Raw genomic sequence first — 17,657 nt, forward strand, 5'->3', positions numbered from 1 at the left:
CGTGAGTTGCGTATTTTATTACGCTTTAATGAATAAAATGCGCAAAAGCCATTGCCTTATTTATCTCTGTCGTTAATTATCTTTTAAAGTTAACTCGCTTCAGCAGGCCCATCTCGGCCTGTGGGGTATTTTTTTGATTTTTTAAGGCAACAGGTATTTTTATGGATAACAGCGATAACATTGCGCCGCCGCGTATTGCCCACACCTGGGTGGAAGACGTGTTGGCTATTGTGATGGGGACTCTGATGGTCTCTTTTGGCGTGATAATGTTGCGTCAGGTTGGCGCGTTGACCGGCAGTACCGCGGGCCTGGCTTTTCTGGTGCACTATCTGACCCATTTCTCTTTTGGCGCGGTATTTTTTACGATCAATTTACCTTTTTACTATTTGTCTATCCGCCGTATGGGCTGGGCTTTTACCCTCAAAACCTTTAGCGCCGTGGCGCTGGTCTCGGTCTTTACCAGCCTGCATCCGCTGTTTGCACATTTTGACCACCTGGAACCCTTCTACGCGGTACTCTTTGGCAATGTCATTATGGGCATGGGCTTTATTGTGTTGTTCCGCCATAAGGCCAGTCTCGGGGGCATGAATATTCTGGCGTTGTATTTACAGGATAAATACGGCATCCGCGCCGGAAAACTGCAGATGGCCGTCGATTTTGTGATTGTGCTGGCCTCGCTGTTTGTCGTCAGTCTGCCGATGCTGATCGCCTCGATAATGGGGGCCTTTGTGCTTAATCTGATCATTGCCATGAACCACCGTCCGGGGCGCTACCTGGTGTAACGCGCTTTAATCGGAATTGATATGTTCGCGGCAGTAAAGTTTTTTGTAGGCGGCGGGGGTCAAGCCGAGGGTTTTTCTGAAGATACGGCGAAAATAGGCGACATCGTTAAAACCGGTGCGCATGGCGATCTCGGCAACGCTGTCGCTGGCGGTCAACAGCAATTTTTCTGCGGCACTGACCCGCTGTTTATGCAGTGCTTCCGTCAGGGTCATCTGAAAGGTCAGGCGAAATACCCGCCCAAGATAGTCGGCATTGCAATGCAGGCGCGTGGCCAACTCTCTGGCTGCCAGCGGCTGATGATAGTGGGTCAAAATCATTTGCCGCGCTTTATAGGCTAACGCCACCCCTGCGCCTTTTGGCTCAATGTTATCGGGCCAGGCGCGGGCAACCTCTTGCAATAACAACAGTAACAGCAATTCCTGCGCCTGATTTCCATTGCCACGCTCCTGCTCATGCAGGAATAACCGGAAGAGGGTGATTAGTTTATCCACTTCTCTTATTTTACAGTGTTGTGGAATATTGAGCTGTAAACAGGGATCTTTTTGCTGTTGTGGTAAAATATCGAAGTGCAGCCAATAAAATTTTAATTCCGGATCAAAATTCTCCAGCCCTTTATGTTCCCGCCCGGGAAATAAAAGCAAACTTTCCCCCTGATTTAATTTGAAATCTTTATTTCCTTCGCGCAGCGCCAGCGTTCCCTGTAGCACAAAAATCAGTTCATGGGAGCTGAGAGTACGTGTCGGATGCGTTCCTATCCCGCGAGAAATAAACAGGCCGCCATTTTGTACTTTTACCGGGTAGTTAACGGATATTTTTAGCATTTTTACTCACTAAAATAACGAGTTATCATCTATTTTAGCATGGCTTTTTGCGGTGATTTCAACTGCCGCCGGAGAATTTGATCCGCTTCACAGTTTAATATTTAGGTCGGAATCGTGCCGTTTAACTACTCAACTCACCCCTTGTTGCTCCATCGGGCTTATGCCAAATTAAATTCAGGCCTGATAAAGATATTCTTAATCTGAGGTGGTGATTATTTCATTGGCTCAGAACTCACCTTTCTTATTGCTTATTTACTGTTTAAATAAAGCGAGGAAAATACCCATGCCAACCGTTTCGATTGATACTGGCCATGTTCCAGTCAAAGAAGATGGCAGCGAAATTGCCGTCGGTAATCATTTATCTGTCAGTGAAAAAATAGGTTACGGTTTGGGTGATGCAGGCGGGACTATTATTACCTGCCTGATTGCCAACTTTCTTACCTTTTTTTATACCGATATCTTTGGCCTGACCCCGGCCATTGTCGGCACCCTGTTTATTACTCTGCGGGTGATTGATGCGGTCTCGGATCCGCTGATGGGCATCCTCGCTGACCGGACACAAAGTCGCTGGGGCCGTTTTCGTCCGTGGCAGCTATGGATCGCTCTGCCGATTGGCGTGGTCGGATTTCTGACCTTTAGCGTGCCGGGTTTTGGGGGCGATGCCAAAATTGCCTACGCATTTTTTACCTATTTTCTGCTGTCTATTTCCTACACCGCCATCAACGTGCCTTATTGCGCGATGATCAACACCATGACCACCGACCATCGGGAAGTTATGTCCTGTCAGGCCTGGCGCTTTGTGTTGTGCGGTGTCGCCGGATTTATGGTGTCGGTGGGATTACCCTGGTTAGTGCAACTGCTGGGCAAAGGCAATCTGGTGGTGGGCTATCAGCAGGGCGTCGGTTTGCTTTGTGTGGTGGCGGTGGTGATGTTTCTTTGGTGTTTTTTCACCGTGCGCGAACGTTTGCCCCTGGCGCTGCTCGGCCAGTTCAGTATTCGTCAGCATATTCGCGGCATGCTGAAAAACGATCAATTGCTGCTGGTATTGCTGATGTCATTCCTGCTGATCAATGTCTTTAACTTGCGCGGCGGTGGTTATATGTACTTTATCACCTATGTGCTGAAAGGCGGTGCCGGCTATGCCTCGCTGTTTTTTGGCATGGTGACGCTGGCATCCATTTTGGGGGCGGTGATTGTTAACCAACTGACCAAATTTATTGATAGCGTCCGCCTCTATCTGCTGACCAATCTGCTGTTGGCGGTGTTCTCCTTGTCGCTGTGGTTTGTCCCGGTGGGTGAACAATGGCAGTCCCTGTGGCTGGGCATTATTTTTGTCCATTGCGTGATCCTTGGTTTTACCTTGCCGTTGCACTTCTCCCTGATGGCGTTTGCTGATGACTACGGTCATTGGAAAAACGGTATTCGTTCATCGGGCATGAACTTCGCTTTCAATCTGTTTTTTATCAAGCTGGCCTGGGCATCCAGTGCCGGGATCATCAGCATCGTATTTATTGTGGTGGCCTATCACGCCGGGGCGGCAAACCAGACCCCTGCGTCGCTAACCGGCATCACCCTGCTGGAAACCCTGCTGCCGGCGGTGCTGCATCTGCTGCTCGCCTTTACCCTTCGCTTTTGCAAGCTCGACAATCGCCTGCTGATAAGAATGTCGACTGAATTAGCCAGTAAAATTTGATTTTTTAACCTTATTATCAGGAGGTTGTATGCCATTTTCTCCCGTGGAACAGCTTGAAGTCCCGTTACAAAAGGTCAATATCACCGATGCGTTCTGGCTGGAATATCAGCGGCTGGTCAAGGATGTTGTCGTGCCCTATCAGTGGCTGGCGCTTAACGATGAAGTGGCGGACGCCGAGCCTAGTCATGCCATTGAAAACTTTCGTATCGCCGCTGGTCGCAGCGACGGTGAATTTTATGGCATGGTCTTTCAGGATAGCGACGTGGCCAAATGGCTGGAAGCCGTTGGCTATTTGCTGGCCAAATCTGCCGATCCGGCGTTGGAAAAAACCGCCGATGAGGTGATTGAGCTTATCGGCGAAGTGCAACAGCCTGACGGTTATCTCAATACCTATTTTACGGTTAAAGAGCCGCAACAGCGTTGGAGCAATCTGGCGGAATGCCACGAATTATATTGCGCGGGCCACCTGATCGAAGCCGGTGTCGCCTATGCGCAAGCCACGGGCAAAACCCGCCTGTTGGAGATTGTCTGTAAACTGGCCGATCATATTGCCCGGGTGTTTGGGCCAGGCGAGCAGCAACTGCACGGTTATCCGGGGCATCCTGAGGTGGAGCTGGCATTGATGCGCTTATATGAAGCCACCGGTGAACGTCGTTATCTCGAACTGACGCGTTACTTCGTTGAGCAGCGTGGAACGCAGCCCCATTTTTACGATATCGAATATGAAAAACGCGGCAAAACCTCGCACTGGAACACCTACGGCCCGGCGTGGATGGTGAAAGACAAAGCCTACAGCCAGGCCCATTTGCCGATTGCGCTACAGCAAACCGCCATCGGCCATGCGGTGCGTTTTGTGTATCTCTATGCCGGTGTCGCTCATCTGGCGCGATTGAGCCAGGATCAGGAAAAACGCGATATCTGCCAGCGGCTGTGGCAAAACATGACCCAGCGGCAGATGTATATTACCGGCTCTATTGGTTCGCAAAGCAGTGGCGAAGCCTTTAGCAGCGATTACGATTTGCCTAACGATACCGCGTATACCGAAACCTGCGCCTCGATCGGCTTGATGATGTTCGCCAACCGGATGTTGCAAATGGGTGCCGACAGCCAGTATGCCGATGTGATGGAGCGGGCGTTATATAATACAGTGCTGGCAGGGATGGCGCTGGATGGTAAACACTTTTTTTATGTTAATCCGCTGGAAGTCCATCCGGTCTCTATACCGTTTAATCATCTCTACGATCATGTTAAACCGGTACGTCAGCGCTGGTTCGGTTGTGCCTGCTGTCCGCCGAATATTGCCCGTCTGCTGGCTTCGCTGGGTCACTATATTTATACCCAACGCCCGGAAGGGATTGATATCAATCTCTATATTGGCAGTGATGCCGAAATCCAAATTGGCGAGCAAAGGCTGCACCTCCGACAGTCGGGCGGCTATCCGTGGCAGGATCGCGTGTTGATTGAAATTGACTGTGACTGCCCGCTGGCGGCGACCATTGCGCTGCGTTTACCGGACTGGTGTGCCGATCCCCAGATCTCGCTAAACGGCACTCCTCTACAGGTCGCTCCTCAGGTTCAGCGCGGCTATTTACGACTGACGCGGCAATGGTGCAGCGGCGATCGCCTGGAACTGACGCTGCCGATGCCGATCACCCGGGTGAAAGGTAATCCACTATTGCGCCATGTGGCCGGAAAAGTCGCCATTCAGCGCGGTCCGTTGGTCTATTGTCTGGAACAGGCTGACAATGGTTCCGAGTTGCATAACCTGCAATTACCGGCAGATGCGCCATTCAGTTTGCTGGCCGGGAAGGGGATGCTAAGCGGTAAAACCTTGCTGCAAGCCTCTGGTTTACGGATCAGTGCCAGCGATGCCGCGCAGCAGCCGTTATATCGCTTTAATCCAGCCCCGGCCGAAATGCAGCCACAAACCCTGACTTTTGTGCCCTATTTTACCTGGGCCAATCGCGGCGAAGGGGAAATGCGCGTCTGGGTGGACGAAAAATAACGGTGAGGGCTTTTTTTCTCTGCCGCGGCACCAGGATTTTACAGCACATTTTAGCAACATAAATGTGCTGTTATGGGACGATATTTGTTAGTCTAGATGACAACAAACACAGCCGTAAATCGTCGGTGCGTTACTATGCCAACCCCCGCTGCCGGGGGTTGTAGCCGGTCCGAGAAAAGAAATCCAAGGAGAAATACACCGTGTTCCAACATGTTGATGCTTATGCTGGTGACCCTATTCTGTCGCTGATGGAAAGCTTCAAGAACGACCCAAGAGAGAAAAAGGTAAACCTGAGTATCGGCCTGTACTATGACGATAAAGGGATTATCCCCCAGCTGAATGCTGTCGAGGCGGCTGAAAATCAGCTGAATGCCCAGGCGCAATCGGCGTCGGTCTATCTGCCAATGGAAGGGCTGGCGGCTTATCGCGGCAGTGTGGCACAACTGTTGTTTGGCGCTGAACATCCGGCCTTGCAACAGCAGCGTATTGCCACCATCCAGACCGTGGGTGGTTCGGGTGCGTTGAAAGTGGGCGCCGATTTCCTCAAGTTTTATTTCCCTAATTCCGAAGTCTGGGTCAGCGATCCGACCTGGGATAACCACGTCGCCATCTTTGCTGGTGCAGGTTTCAAGGTGCATACCTACCCGTACTTTGATGCCGAAAAACTGGGCGTCAACTTTGCCGGGATGATCGACAAGCTGCAAAGCCTGCCGGCGCAAAGCATTGTCTTGCTGCATCCATGTTGCCATAACCCGACGGGCTCCGATTTGACTGCCGCCCAGTGGGATCAGGTGATTGAACTGGTAAAACAGCGTGAGCTGATCCCGTTCCTGGATATTGCCTATCAGGGCTTTGGTCAGGGCATGGACGATGATGCCTATGCACTGCGTGCCATGGCAGCGGCAGGCGTCAATATGCTGGTCAGCAACTCCTTCTCGAAGATTTTCTCGCTGTACGGTGAGCGCGTTGGGGGCCTGTCAGTGGTTTGTGAAAACCGCGAGGCGGCTGATCGGGTTCTGGGACAGTTAAAGGCCACGGTACGTCGCAACTACTCAAGCCCGCCAAGCTTTGGCGCTAAAGTGGTGGCGACCGTGCTTAACGATAGCCAGCTCAAGGCGCAATGGCTGGCGGAAGTGGAAGCGATGCGCACGCGTATTATTGAAATGCGTCAGACACTGGTCAACAGCCTGAAAAACGCCTTGCCGGGCCGCAACTTTGACTATCTGTTGCAGCAGCGCGGCATGTTCAGCTATACCGGCTTTAGTGTGGCTCAGGTCGATCGGCTGCGCGAAGAGTTTGGCGTCTACCTGATTGCCAGCGGACGTATGTGTATGGCCGGACTGAATCACCATAACGTGGAGCAGGTTGCGGCGGCGTTTGCCGCCGTACAATAACGGCGAAGCTGCGCAGCAGGCGTACTCTGCGCAGCAAACTGACTGCTTGCGGCGTGATAAACACTATCACGCCGTTTTTATTGGCTTAAACTTTTACCACTACGCGTCCGCGAATTTCACCTTTCATCAGTCGCTGTGCGGCGTCAATCACCCCATCGAGGGAGATCTCTTCACTGATACTGTCAAGCAAGGGGGTATCGACCAATTCGGCCAGACGTGACCAGGCCTGCTGACGCTCGGCGGCAGAGCGCGTAACGCTATTGATCCCCGCCAGCGTGACGTTGCGTAGAATAAAGGGCGCGACGCTGCCCGGGAAATCCAGCCCCTGAGCCATGCCGCAGGCGGCGACGACACCACTTTCTTTCATGCTGGCACAGACATTGGCCAACGTATGGCTGCCCACTGAATCGATAGCTGCTGCCCAATGCTCTTTTTGCAGCGGCTTACCCGGCGCACTCAGGGTCTGGCGATCGATAATCTCGCTGGCACCCAGTTTTTCCGTCAGATAGGTGGCTTCTTGTGGTCGTCCGGTGGCGGCGGTGACCTGATAACCGAGGCGTGACAGCAGGGCAATGGCAAAGCTGCCGACGCCACCGTTGGCACCGGTCACCAGTACCGGGCCTTTGTCCGGCGTCACACCGTTTTTTTCCAGTGCGATAATGGCCAGCATGGCGGTATAACCGGCAGTGCCGATCGCCATACTGTCTTTCAGACTCAGCGTGGCAGGCACTGCGGTAAGATATTTGGCATCAATCCTGACTTTTTGCGCCAGGCCGCCCCAGGCTTTTTCGCCAAATCCCCAACCGTTAAGCAGTACGCGATCGCCGACGCTAAATTGTGCATTGCTGCTTTGCGCCACGATACCGGCAAAATCGATGCCGGGAACCATAGGAAAACTGCGCACAATGGGACCGCTGCCGGTGATCGCCAGGCCGTCTTTATAGTTAAGGGTTGAATAGTGCACATCAATCAACACTTCACCGGCGGGCAGTTGGCTCTCGTCCAATTCTTTGAGCGTGGTTTGGTACTGATCTTCTGCTTTCTCGATGTAGATTGCTTTAAACATCTTTCACTCCAGAGTGAGACCTAAGATTGGTTAACAGGTAATAGAATTTATTGCGGCAGACCGGCAAGAAAATGGCGAATAAAATTGGCCAGCGGATCGGCGTTGGCATTGAGTTTGGCGCGCATCACCGCGCCTTCCCATCCGGCCCAGAAATAACCGGCCAGCGCATCGCAGTCGGCCTGTGGCGAAAGTGTGCCCTGACGCTGGGCAAGTTGCAGGCATTGGCTCATGCGTTGTTCCCAGCTGTGCAGAATGGTTTTTAGCTGTTGACGATAATCGCCAGGTAAACAGGCCACTTCCTGGCCGAGATTGCCCACCAGGCAACCGCGGGTAAAGGCATATTTCGCCATGCCGCGGGTGGCATCCTCGACAAAAGCGCTAATGCGCTGCAGGGCTGGGAGGTTTTCATCCAGCAGGCATTTGTCCAGCTTATGGGCAAAGAAGCTGGCATAGTTTTCCAGGATCGCCTGCCCGAAGGCCTCTTTGCTGGCAAAGTAGTAGTAAAAGGAGCCTTTCGGCACCCCGGCCTGTTTGAGGATCGCGTCCAGCCCGCTGGCGGCAAAGCCTTGTTCGGTCAGGATCGCCGTGCCGCTGCGGATCAGCGCCTGACGGGTATCTGCGTTTTCGCGCCCGATTTTGGGCGGGCGACCCCGGCGGGGTTTTGTTTGTTCACTAGTCATAGCTGGAATATAGACCGATCGTCTTGTTAAATCAAAAGGTGGCGGCAAGGGGTTATACTTTTAATGATTTTAATCAAAAAGGGAGTCTGTCATGTGGTTACAAAAAGAGCTCAGGCTAAAACAACGTCCGCGCGGGTTTCATCTGGTTACCGATGAGATTTTGCAGCAGTTGCCCGAAATACGGCAGCTTGCCGTGGGCATCTGCCACGTTTTTATTCAGCATACTTCGGCCAGCCTGACCATCAATGAAAATGCCGACCCCACTGTCCGTCAGGATTTCGAAGGCTATTTCAATCGCGCGGTAAAAGAGGATGAGCCGTGGTATCAACACGATTACGAAGGCAGTGATGATATGCCCGCCCACCTCAAGAGCAGTATTCTCGGTTGCAGCCTGACTGTGCCGGTCAGTAACGGCCGCCTGAATCTCGGTACCTGGCAGGGCATCTATCTGTGTGAACACCGTAATCAAGGGGGCGCCAGGCGATTAGTGGTCACCCTCAATGGAGAATAACGTTTTGTTAGCTGGATTGCAGTTGCGCATTTTTTAGCCAGCTATACTTCATTTTCCTACATCACTGCGGAAAAGAGGTTGAATAATGAATCGCACACAGTTAATTGATTACTGCCTGTCCAAGCCGGGGACTGAGCAAAGTACCGAAAACCGCTGGCAGGCCAATCAGATAAAAGTCGCTGGCGTGCTGTTTGCCATGCTGCGCGATATTGAAGGTCATCCGGTGATTGCACTAAAAGCCGGGCAGCAAGCGGCTGAGCAACTGCGTCAGCAGCATCCTGAAATTGTGCCCTGTGATTGCCTGAACAAGGCTCACTGGAACAGCGTCCAGTTGGAGGGGAATTTGCCAGACTCCCATGTCTATTCGCTGATCGATAGCTCCTATCAGCAGGTGGTGGCCGGTCTGTCGGAGGAACAGCGCCAGGCTATTGCTGGTTAGCCGTATCCCAGGTGCCGGTAGCGCGCGTCGCAGGGGAAAACTCTGCCGCGTCTGCCCGCCAGGGAAGCCAGGCCGCAAAGCGCCAGGCCCGCTCAATATGCAGACACCAGAATCGCTCGGCACCGTCAAAGTTCGGCAGGTTTTCTTTTTGCCAGCGTATCTCGGTACGTCCCTGCAAATGCAGCACGTCGCCGTTGTTAAAGTCGAGAAATAGCAGCGCCGCACGCGGCTCCGCCAACATATTTCCCAGCGTATTCATATAACGATTGCCACGGAAATCAGGGATCCACAGCGTATCCCCTTGGCGTTTGATAAAGCCGGGGTTACCGCCGCGATGCGAGATATCCGCGCCGCCGTGGGCATGGGTTGCTACAAAGAAGGTATCGGCACTCTGCAGCATTGTTGATGCGGCGTTATCTAAGGTCGGCAAATGACTGATCGCGGCCGGCTGACGGCTTAGCGGAATGAGCTGCCGTTGCTGAATATATTGCGGGCAGTTGCCAAAGCTTTGTTCAATCTCGATTTCCAGGCGATTTTTATCCATCCTGGTCAGATGACCATTAGCCCGGTTACGTCGGCGATTGCTGAAATCCAGCCCCAGCGCCGCCAGCGGTTTTCCCACTGCCAGCGTGGCGAGCGCCGGGCAATCTGCACGGCGCGGGGCGTTAATGCGCAGATGGCGAGGGTCATAACTGCTGATAAATCCGGGCGTACCACTGAGCACGCTGGCCACCGGCCATCCTTGCGGGTCAAGCGTGGCAATAAACAGCATCGGCAAACCGGCAAAAAAGTCGCGATGTTGCTGCGGCATGGCGCTGCGGATCCCGCTACTGCTCACTGAGTCAAACCCAGCCAGCCATTGCGCGCGTTGTTCATCGACGTGGAACACGGACTGGGTCATCGGTCACTCCTGCGCCGAGTCGGGCAACGGCAGCGGCGGCATGGAGAAAAAGCCGGGCAGCTTTTCAATGCGTGCCAGCCACTGTCTGATAGCCGGGTAGGGCTGCAAGTCAATTCCCCCTTCCGGTGCGGCGGCGATATAGCTATAGCAGGCCAGATCGGCCAGCGTTGGCTGCGCGGTGGCTAAAAACTGGCGGCTGCCGAGATGCTGTTCCAGATGGGGCAACAAGCGGTGAGTGACTGCCAGCGCCGAGGAATAATTTTCTGCAACGCCAAATTGTTTAATCAGACGCGCCGAGCCCGGACCATAGCGCACTTCACCGGCGGCTTTGCCCAGCCACTGTTGCGTCTGCGCCGCCTCGACAGCATCTTGCGGCAGCCAGTGGCTTGCTGGTGCATAGCGTTTGATTAGATAGACCATAATCGCGTTGCTGTCGGCGATCACCTGCTCGCCGTCGACCAGCACCGGCACTTGTCCCCAGGGATTTAACTGCTGGAACTCATTGTTTTTACGCATTTGATTGTCGACCGACACGTAGTCATAGGGTAAATCCAGCATGCGTAATAACAGTTCGACACGATGGCTGTGACCCGAAACCGGCAGGGCGTACAGGGTGATAGTTGACATAGCGATCTCCTCAGTGGTGTTCGCTTAGATTACTCTTGCAATTGATGAATGGGATCCGGGATTATTGAAATTGATAATTTCAATTTCCGGAAGAATAAATGGACCGTTTGGACGAGTTGGCGATTTTTATCGAGGTGTTAAATCACGGCAGCTTGTCCGCGGCGGCGCGCAAACTGCGGCGCTCTGCCCCGGCGGTGACGCGGGCGATTGCCTCGCTGGAGCAGCGTTTTGGCGCGCGGCTGGTGGAGCGCACCACTCGTCGTCTGGCACCCACCGAAGCGGGTTTACGGCTGGCAGAACGTGCGCTGATTGTGCTCAATGCTTATAACGAGGCGCTGCAGGATACCGCCAGCACCCAGCTGAAAGGCCGACTGTGTATTACCGCGCCGGTGGTGTTTGGCCGCCGGTTTGTCGCTGCTGTGGTGATGGAGTTTCAGGCGTTACATCCCGAATTACAAATCGAGCTGCTGCTGAACGACCGCAATCTCGATTTTATCGAGCAGGGTATTGACGCCGCAGTGCGCATCGGCAATTTGCAGGACTCCTCGCAGGTGGCGCGGCGTTTGGGCGAGGTGAGCATTGTGCTGGTGGCCAGTCCGCAATATCTGGCCCGGCAGGGGGTACCGCGTCATCCTGCCGAGCTGAGTCAGCATCAGGTTATTCTCGGCAATATCGGCACTGCCAGCGAGTGGCGCTTTGGTCTCCATGAGGAGGGGCCCCGCGTCAGGCTATCGCCGCATTTGTTGTTTAACGATGTTGAAACGCGTCGGCTGGCGGTTAAAGCAGGAAAAGGAGTAGCCAGATTTTTGTCCTATCAGGTGGCCGATGATCTGGCCGAGGGTTCTTTGGTGAGGTTGTTGCCGGAGTTCGAACCCTTGCCGCTGTCGGTGCAGCTTGTGGTGCAAAATATGCAGCGCATACCACCCAAGGTCAGGGCATTTTGGGACTTTGCCTGGCAAAGATTAAGCCAGTTGCCGCAGCTACAAAAATAAAAAGCGCGAGGTTTTCACCTCGCCAATGTCTTTTATTTGCTTAGAGCGAAATAGCAACATGCTGACCATCCGGCAATTCGACATCAAGGCGCAATGTTGCCCCCATTGAGTCGAAATAACGCTTAAGGGTAGAAAGCTTAAGCTCGCTGCCGCGTTGTTCAATTGCAGCGACGGAAGGCTGGGCAATATTGAGTTTGCGGGCAACCTGAGTCTGAGAAAGTGCCAGCACTTCACGAATTTGTGCCAGGCCAATTTCCAGCTTTATTTCAGAGACTTTGTCTGCAATTCTCTGGCGGCTTTCGGGACTGCGTTGCGCGAGCATCTCTTTAAGAGTGGCCATTATTTATTCTCCAGATTGTGCAGATATTGTCTGAATTCAGCGTCAGCATTGCGGATCATCTGTTGGTAAAATTGCTTCTGGTTAACGCCTGTTTTCACGCCCGCACAGAGTACAACCGCTTTACGTGTCGGATCAAAGGCGAAAAATGCCCGCACAGGGTTGCCTTGATGCTGAATTCTCAGTTCTTTCATATTCGAATAATCAGACATTTTGACGGTATCAACATAAGGACGGCCAAGACTCGGGCCGTACTCACTCAGAATCAGCATCATAGCCAGAATGTCTTCTTGCATCGCTGATGTCTGTTGATGAAACCACTTATCAAAGTGTCTGACGGTGACGACTTCCCATGTCATGCTACACCCCATTTATAGACTACAGCCTATGAAGGGAATATAGACTACAGTCTATAGATGTCAAGCCAAAAAAAGCGCGAGGTTTTCACCTCGCGCTGAGTTTGATGACAACGTTGTCTGTGTGATCGAGATACCCGGGCATAGCACACCTAGGGGCGCTCCGGCGGGCAAGCCCGCTACGACCCCAACGGTGTACTCTCCCTAAAAATGGGTTTTGTCAGCAGTCTGGGCGCGAGGTTTTCACCTCGCGCTCCTGTATTACCGCGCCATGATTAAACGGCTTTAAGGATTTTTTTACTGTGACGTTCCAGCAGTGGCTTAAGGAAGCGCGCGGTATGGGATTGCGCGCACTCGGCCACGGTTTCTGGCGTACCGGAAACCAGGATCTCACCACCGCCGTGACCGCCCTCTGGCCCCAGGTCAACAATCCAGTCAGCGGTTTTGATCACATCAAGATTGTGCTCAATGACCACGATGGTATTACCCTGATCGCGCAACTGGTGCAGTACTTCCAGCAACTGCTGAATATCGGCAAAATGCAGGCCGGTAGTCGGTTCATCAAGGATATACAGCGTTTGCCCGGTGCCGCGTTTCGACAGTTCACGCGCCAGTTTTACCCTTTGCGCTTCACCGCCAGACAAGGTGGTGGCCGACTGTCCCAGACGAATATAGGACAGGCCGACATCCATCAGCGTCTGCAGCTTGCGCGACAGGGCCGGTACGGCATCAAAGAAATCACGGGCTTCTTCGATGGTCATATCCAGCGTCTCGTGAATGCTCTTGCCTTTGTACTTGATCTCCAGCGTTTCGCGGTTATAGCGTTTGCCTTTGCACTGATCGCAAGGCACATAGATATCCGGTAGAAAGTGCATTTCTACCTTGATCACGCCATCGCCCTGACAGGCTTCGCAGCGACCGCCTTTGACGTTAAAACTGAAACGGCCCGGAGTATAACCACGGGTGCGCGATTCAGGTACCCCGGCAAAGAGTTCGCGTACCGGAGTAAAGATACCGGTATAGGTGGCCGGGTTGGAACGCGGTGTACGACCGATCGGGCTTTGGTCGATATCAATGACTTTATCGAAATGCTCCAGTCCCTGAATATCGCGATAAGGTGCGGCTTCGGCAATGGTTGCGCCATTGAGTTGGCGTTGGGCCAGCGGGAACAGCGTATCGTTGATCAGCGTCGATTTACCGGAGCCGGAAACCCCGGTGATGCAGGTAAACAGCCCTACCGGCAGCGTCAGCGTCACGTCTTTCAGGTTATTACCGGTGGCACCAACCAGTTTTAACACCTTGGTGGCATCGGCCGGGACGCGCTGGCCAGGAATGGAGATTTCACGTTTGCCGCTGAGGTATTGCCCGGTAAGGGAGGCCTCGGTGGCCATAATCTCTTCCGCCGTGCCCTCGGCCACGACTTCGCCGCCGTGTACACCGGCACCGGGACCAATATCGATAATATGGTCGGCGGCGCGGATAGCGTCTTCATCGTGTTCTACCACAATCACCGTGTTGCCGAGATCGCGCAGATGGATCAGCGTTTCCAGCAGGCGTTCGTTATCGCGCTGATGCAAACCGATGGAGGGTTCATCAAGCACGTACATTACGCCTACCAGACCGGCACCAATCTGGCTGGCCAGACGGATACGCTGTGCCTCGCCGCCGGACAGGGTTTCCGCTGAACGGGACAGGGAGAGATAATTCAGCCCGACGTTGACCAGAAATCTGAGGCGATCGCCGATCTCTTTGAGGATTTTCTCGGCAATCTGTTTGCGTTGTCCGCTTAGGTTCATGCCGAGGAAAAAGTCCATCGCATGGCCAATGCTGAAATCGGAGATCTCCGGCAGCGTGGTCTCTTCGACAAACACATTGCGGGCTTCTTCGCGCAGACGTGTGCCTTTGCAGGAGGTGCAAGGGCGATTGCTGATATATTTTGCCAGCTCCTCGCGTACCGCACTGGATTCGGTCTCTTTATAGCGCCGTTCCATATTGTGCAGCACCCCTTCAAACGGGTGGCGGCGCACCGAGGTATCCCCACGGTCATTAATATATTTAAATTCGATGGTGTCTTTGCCGGAGCCGTGCAGGATAGCATGCACTACGTCTTCGCTCAGGCTGTTAAAAGGGGCTTCGACGTCAAATTTATAGTGCTCGCCCAGTGAGCGCAGCATCTGAAAATAGTAGAAGTTACGACGATCCCAGCCGCGGATCGCGCCGCCGGCCAGTGACAGTTCCGGATTCTGGATCACCCGTTCCTGGTCAAAAAATTGCTGCACGCCCAAACCGTCACAACTCGGGCAGGCGCCTGCCGGGTTGTTAAAGGAGAACATGCGTGGTTCCAGCTCGCGCATGCTGTAACCGCATATCGGGCAGGCAAAGTTGGCGGAGAACAGCATTTCGTCGGCTTTGGGGTCATCCATATCGGCGACCACGGCGGTACCGCCGGAGAGCTCAAGGGCGGTTTCAAAGGATTCCGCCAGACGCTGTGCCAGATCGTCACGCACTTTAAAGCGATCGACCACCACCTCGATACTGTGTTTTTTCTGTAATTCCAGCTTGGGCGGATCGGAAAGATCGCAGACTTCGCCGTCGATCCTGGCGCGGATATAGCCCTGGGTAGCCAGATTCTCCAGCGTCTTGGTATGCTCGCCTTTGCGATCTTTGACGATCGGCGCCAGCAGCATCAGACGCTGGCCTTCAGGCTGAGCCAGCACATTATCGACCATCTGGCTGACGGTTTGCGCCGCCAGAGGGACACCATGGTCAGGACAGCGCGGCTCGCCCACGCGAGCAAACAGCAAACGCAGGTAGTCGTGGATTTCGGTGATGGTACCGACCGTCGAACGCGGGTTGTGCGACGTTGATTTTTGCTCGATGGAGATGGCCGGTGACAACCCTTCAATATGGTCGACGTCGGGTTTTTCCATTAACGATAAGAATTGGCGGGCATAGGCTGACAGCGACTCGACGTAACGGCGTTGACCTTCTGCATAAAGGGTGTCAAAAGCCAGTGAGGATTTGCCAGAGCCGGATAATCCGGTGACAACAATCAGTTTGTCGCGCGGGATAATCAGGTTGATATTCTTGAGATTATGGGTACGTGCGCCCCGAACTTCGATCTTATCCATTCATCATTCCCGGAATAACATGAAGGCTCACCGTGCCGATGACTGTCCATGATGCGCGCGAGGATCCGGATACCCTTGGTTAGCGATTAACCCGGGTATCTCCGCCCCAGTCACTGCATCTGAATCAGAAAATTGGGCACAGAAAGTACGAAACGAATAAGTATGACACAAAAAAACCTGAATGAATATCCAGTATCCGCGTGCAAATTTGTCGACTCTGTAAAGATTATTGGAATAGGGATTGCGGGTATTATATGACGTCAGCCCATGCTAAAATTCATGGTTTATACTGTATAAAATTAACTCATCAGGAGAGTCGACATGGCCAGCAGAGGCGTAAACAAAGTGATTCTGGTTGGGAATCTGGGTCAGGATCCCGAAGTCCGCTACATGCCTAACGGCGGTGCTGTTGCCAATATCACCCTGGCAACTTCTGAAACCTGGCGCGACAAGGCGACCGGCGAGCAGAAAGAAAAAACCGAATGGCACCGCGTTGTGCTGTTTGGCAAATTGGCCGAAGTAGCGGGTGAATACCTGCGTAAAGGCTCACAGGTTTATATTGAAGGCGCACTGCAAACGCGTAAATGGACCGATCAGGCTGGCGTAGAAAAATACACCACCGAAGTCGTGGTTAACGTCGGTGGCAGCATGCAGATGCTGGGTGGACGTCAGGGCGGCGGCGCACCTGCTGCGGGCGGCCAGGCTTCTGGCGGTCAGGCTGGCGGCCAACAGGGTAGCTGGGGTCAACCTCAGCAGCCACAGGGTGGCAATCAGTTCAGCGGCGGTCAGCAATCTCGTCCTGCTGCACAAAATGCCCCGGCGCAAAGCAACGAACCACCAATGGATTTTGACGACGATATTCCGTTCTAGGATTTACCTAAGACTTTTTTGTAATTAATTATCTATCAAGCCTCTGTTAATACAGGGGCTTTTTGTTTTCCGCGTCCCAAAAGTGTCAAGTCTTAATTGATATGTTCTTAACATACTGTGTACCTTGCAATTATGTAAAGTGTATAGGATATGGGCACATGAAGGATAACTACAGGGTTACAACATTTGTCATGGACAGTGGCGAGCGATACTGCATGGTGGTGGATCGTTCTTCTTGCCTTCCCTTGTATTACCCGGCTCTTTTTTTAACAACCCAAATCCGCAATAGAGGGGATGCTTTTTCAACTATGATAGCGGCAGCTAGTAACCTTGTTGTGCTGCTACGCTTCTTAGATAGTCGCTATTTTAGATAATCCAGATATTGAAAATGGTGCCCAGATTAAACTTCGGGGCAATGATTTCAGCCAGCTTCGCCGTGTTGCCGATAAAAAGTCTATTAAGGCCATTGAGCAAAAAGGCAAAGAAGCTGTGATGTTGGATAATTTGACAACTTTGTTAGGCGGTGGCTTTGGCTAAACACCTGTGAAATAGAGATATTAATGCCATCGTGAACCTGATTCGAGGATGGCAGGAACCAAAGTTGTCTTGGTCAGCAATCTGTGAGGCGGCAGAGCCATTGGTCGGAAAGTTGCCTTCAAGACAATCCCTCAATGCACATGAGGCAATAGTGACTGCCTATCAAGCGAAGAAAGGGGCGCTTAAAGGCCGGGGTTCCAAAAACCCTCGTCCAGCTAGTTTGAACATAGCAGCAGCCAGAATTGTGAATCTTGAAAGTGAGATCGAAGAGCTTAAAGAAGAGAACCGACGGTACAAACAGCAGTTTGTAATCTGGCAATATAATGCGTACAAATATGGAGTGGAAGAGTACCAACTCAATCAGTTGCTACCAAAAATTGATAGGGAGCGAAGCGATGGGGAGAAGCGATAGAAAAAAATCCTAAAGAGATTAACTTCCTTTAAACAAGGATGCTACTATCTATTATTGACATATTACTATGTAATATATTTGGCGTTTGTTAATGGATGTAAG

Annotated in this window: 17 protein-coding genes; 9 read left to right on the forward strand and 8 right to left on the reverse strand. The window is 52.7% G+C overall.

From position 1 onward, the window contains the following. Positions 1-161: 161 nt before the first annotated feature. Positions 162-782: a YitT family protein gene (locus GW590_RS16795; protein WP_169404234.1), complete on the forward strand. Its 621-nt coding sequence runs from the start codon at positions 162-164 to the stop codon at positions 780-782. Between the two features lie 6 nt (positions 783-788). Here the strand turns inward: GW590_RS16795 and GW590_RS16800 are convergent, their stop codons facing one another. Continuing rightward, positions 789-1,604, reverse strand: coding sequence for an AraC family transcriptional regulator (locus GW590_RS16800; protein ID WP_169404235.1), 816 nt, complete (start codon positions 1,602-1,604; stop codon positions 789-791). Between the two features lie 283 nt (positions 1,605-1,887). Here GW590_RS16800 and GW590_RS16805 point away from each other — a divergent pair, with 283 nt between their 5' ends. The 3 genes from GW590_RS16805 to GW590_RS16815 all read left to right on the forward strand — a co-directional run bounded on the left by GW590_RS16805 (position 1,888) and on the right by GW590_RS16815 (position 6,696). Beyond that, positions 1,888-3,297 (forward strand): MFS transporter, encoded by a 1,410-nt coding sequence (locus tag GW590_RS16805; protein WP_169404236.1) that lies wholly within the window; start codon positions 1,888-1,890, stop codon positions 3,295-3,297. A 28-nt stretch (positions 3,298-3,325) separates the two neighbouring features. Then, on the forward strand, positions 3,326-5,302 hold the full coding sequence (locus tag GW590_RS16810; protein WP_169404237.1) for a glycoside hydrolase family 127 protein: 1,977 nt from the start codon (positions 3,326-3,328) through the stop codon (positions 5,300-5,302). 200 nt (positions 5,303-5,502) lie between these two features. Beyond that, on the forward strand, positions 5,503-6,696 hold the full coding sequence (locus tag GW590_RS16815) for an amino acid aminotransferase (protein WP_169404238.1): 1,194 nt from the start codon (positions 5,503-5,505) through the stop codon (positions 6,694-6,696). An 85-nt stretch (positions 6,697-6,781) separates the two neighbouring features. On the opposite strand, the gene acuI is transcribed toward GW590_RS16815, so the two are convergent. Beyond that, positions 6,782-7,762 carry an acrylyl-CoA reductase (NADPH) gene (acuI, locus tag GW590_RS16820; protein ID WP_169404239.1) on the reverse strand — a complete coding sequence of 327 codons (981 nt, stop codon included), beginning with the start codon at positions 7,760-7,762 and terminating at the stop codon, positions 6,782-6,784. Between the two features lie 47 nt (positions 7,763-7,809). Beyond that, positions 7,810-8,442: an acrylate utilization transcriptional regulator AcuR gene (acuR, locus tag GW590_RS16825; RefSeq protein ID WP_169404240.1), complete on the reverse strand. Its 633-nt coding sequence runs from the start codon at positions 8,440-8,442 to the stop codon at positions 7,810-7,812. Between the two features lie 91 nt (positions 8,443-8,533). Here acuR and GW590_RS16830 point away from each other — a divergent pair, with 91 nt between their 5' ends. Together GW590_RS16830 and GW590_RS16835 are read left to right on the forward strand one after the other, a co-directional pair. Then, positions 8,534-8,953, forward strand: coding sequence for a secondary thiamine-phosphate synthase enzyme YjbQ (locus tag GW590_RS16830; RefSeq protein ID WP_169404241.1), 420 nt, complete (start codon positions 8,534-8,536; stop codon positions 8,951-8,953). Between the two features lie 85 nt (positions 8,954-9,038). After that, entirely contained in the window at positions 9,039-9,392 is a 354-nt protein-coding gene (locus tag GW590_RS16835) for an MmcQ/YjbR family DNA-binding protein (RefSeq protein WP_169404242.1), read from the forward strand. On the opposite strand, the gene GW590_RS16840 is transcribed toward GW590_RS16835, so the two are convergent. Continuing rightward, positions 9,379-10,293, reverse strand: a complete 915-nt coding sequence (locus GW590_RS16840; RefSeq protein WP_169404243.1) for a pyridoxamine 5'-phosphate oxidase family protein — start codon at positions 10,291-10,293, stop codon at positions 9,379-9,381. The genes GW590_RS16835 and GW590_RS16840 overlap by 14 nt on opposite strands. A gap of 3 nt (positions 10,294-10,296) precedes the next feature. After that, the gene (locus GW590_RS16845; protein WP_169404244.1) at positions 10,297-10,920 is read right to left on the reverse strand and encodes a glutathione S-transferase; all 624 of its coding nucleotides are present in this window, start codon (positions 10,918-10,920) and stop codon (positions 10,297-10,299) included. 98 nt (positions 10,921-11,018) lie between these two features. Between GW590_RS16845 and GW590_RS16850 the strand changes: the two genes are divergently transcribed. Beyond that, positions 11,019-11,912, forward strand: a complete 894-nt coding sequence (locus GW590_RS16850) for a LysR family transcriptional regulator (protein WP_169404245.1) — start codon at positions 11,019-11,021, stop codon at positions 11,910-11,912. A gap of 40 nt (positions 11,913-11,952) precedes the next feature. Here GW590_RS16850 and GW590_RS16855 read toward each other — a convergent pair whose 3' ends face one another. The 3 genes from GW590_RS16855 to uvrA form a co-directional block, all read right to left on the reverse strand. Continuing rightward, complete coding sequence (locus GW590_RS16855) at positions 11,953-12,252, reverse strand: helix-turn-helix domain-containing protein (protein WP_169404246.1); 300 nt, start codon at positions 12,250-12,252, stop codon at positions 11,953-11,955. Beyond that, on the reverse strand, positions 12,252-12,608 hold the full coding sequence (locus tag GW590_RS16860; RefSeq protein ID WP_169404247.1) for a type II toxin-antitoxin system RelE/ParE family toxin: 357 nt from the start codon (positions 12,606-12,608) through the stop codon (positions 12,252-12,254). The genes GW590_RS16855 and GW590_RS16860 overlap by 1 nt, the downstream gene beginning before the upstream one ends. Before the next feature lie 272 nt (positions 12,609-12,880). Then, positions 12,881-15,736 (reverse strand): excinuclease ABC subunit UvrA, encoded by a 2,856-nt coding sequence (uvrA, locus tag GW590_RS16865; protein ID WP_169404248.1) that lies wholly within the window; start codon positions 15,734-15,736, stop codon positions 12,881-12,883. A gap of 321 nt (positions 15,737-16,057) precedes the next feature. On the opposite strand from uvrA, the gene ssb1 reads away from it, so the two are divergent. Both ssb1 and GW590_RS24215 read left to right on the forward strand, forming a co-directional pair. Beyond that, complete coding sequence (gene ssb1 / locus GW590_RS16870) at positions 16,058-16,606, forward strand: single-stranded DNA-binding protein SSB1 (protein ID WP_169404249.1); 549 nt, start codon at positions 16,058-16,060, stop codon at positions 16,604-16,606. A 601-nt stretch (positions 16,607-17,207) separates the two neighbouring features. Further along, positions 17,208-17,555, forward strand: a complete 348-nt coding sequence (locus tag GW590_RS24215; protein WP_235955975.1) for a hypothetical protein — start codon at positions 17,208-17,210, stop codon at positions 17,553-17,555. Positions 17,556-17,657: the final 102 nt, after the last annotated feature.

It is taken from the genome of Rouxiella aceris (genome assembly GCF_012933545.1).
Classification (GTDB): Bacteria; Pseudomonadota; Gammaproteobacteria; order Enterobacterales; family Enterobacteriaceae; genus Rouxiella; species Rouxiella aceris.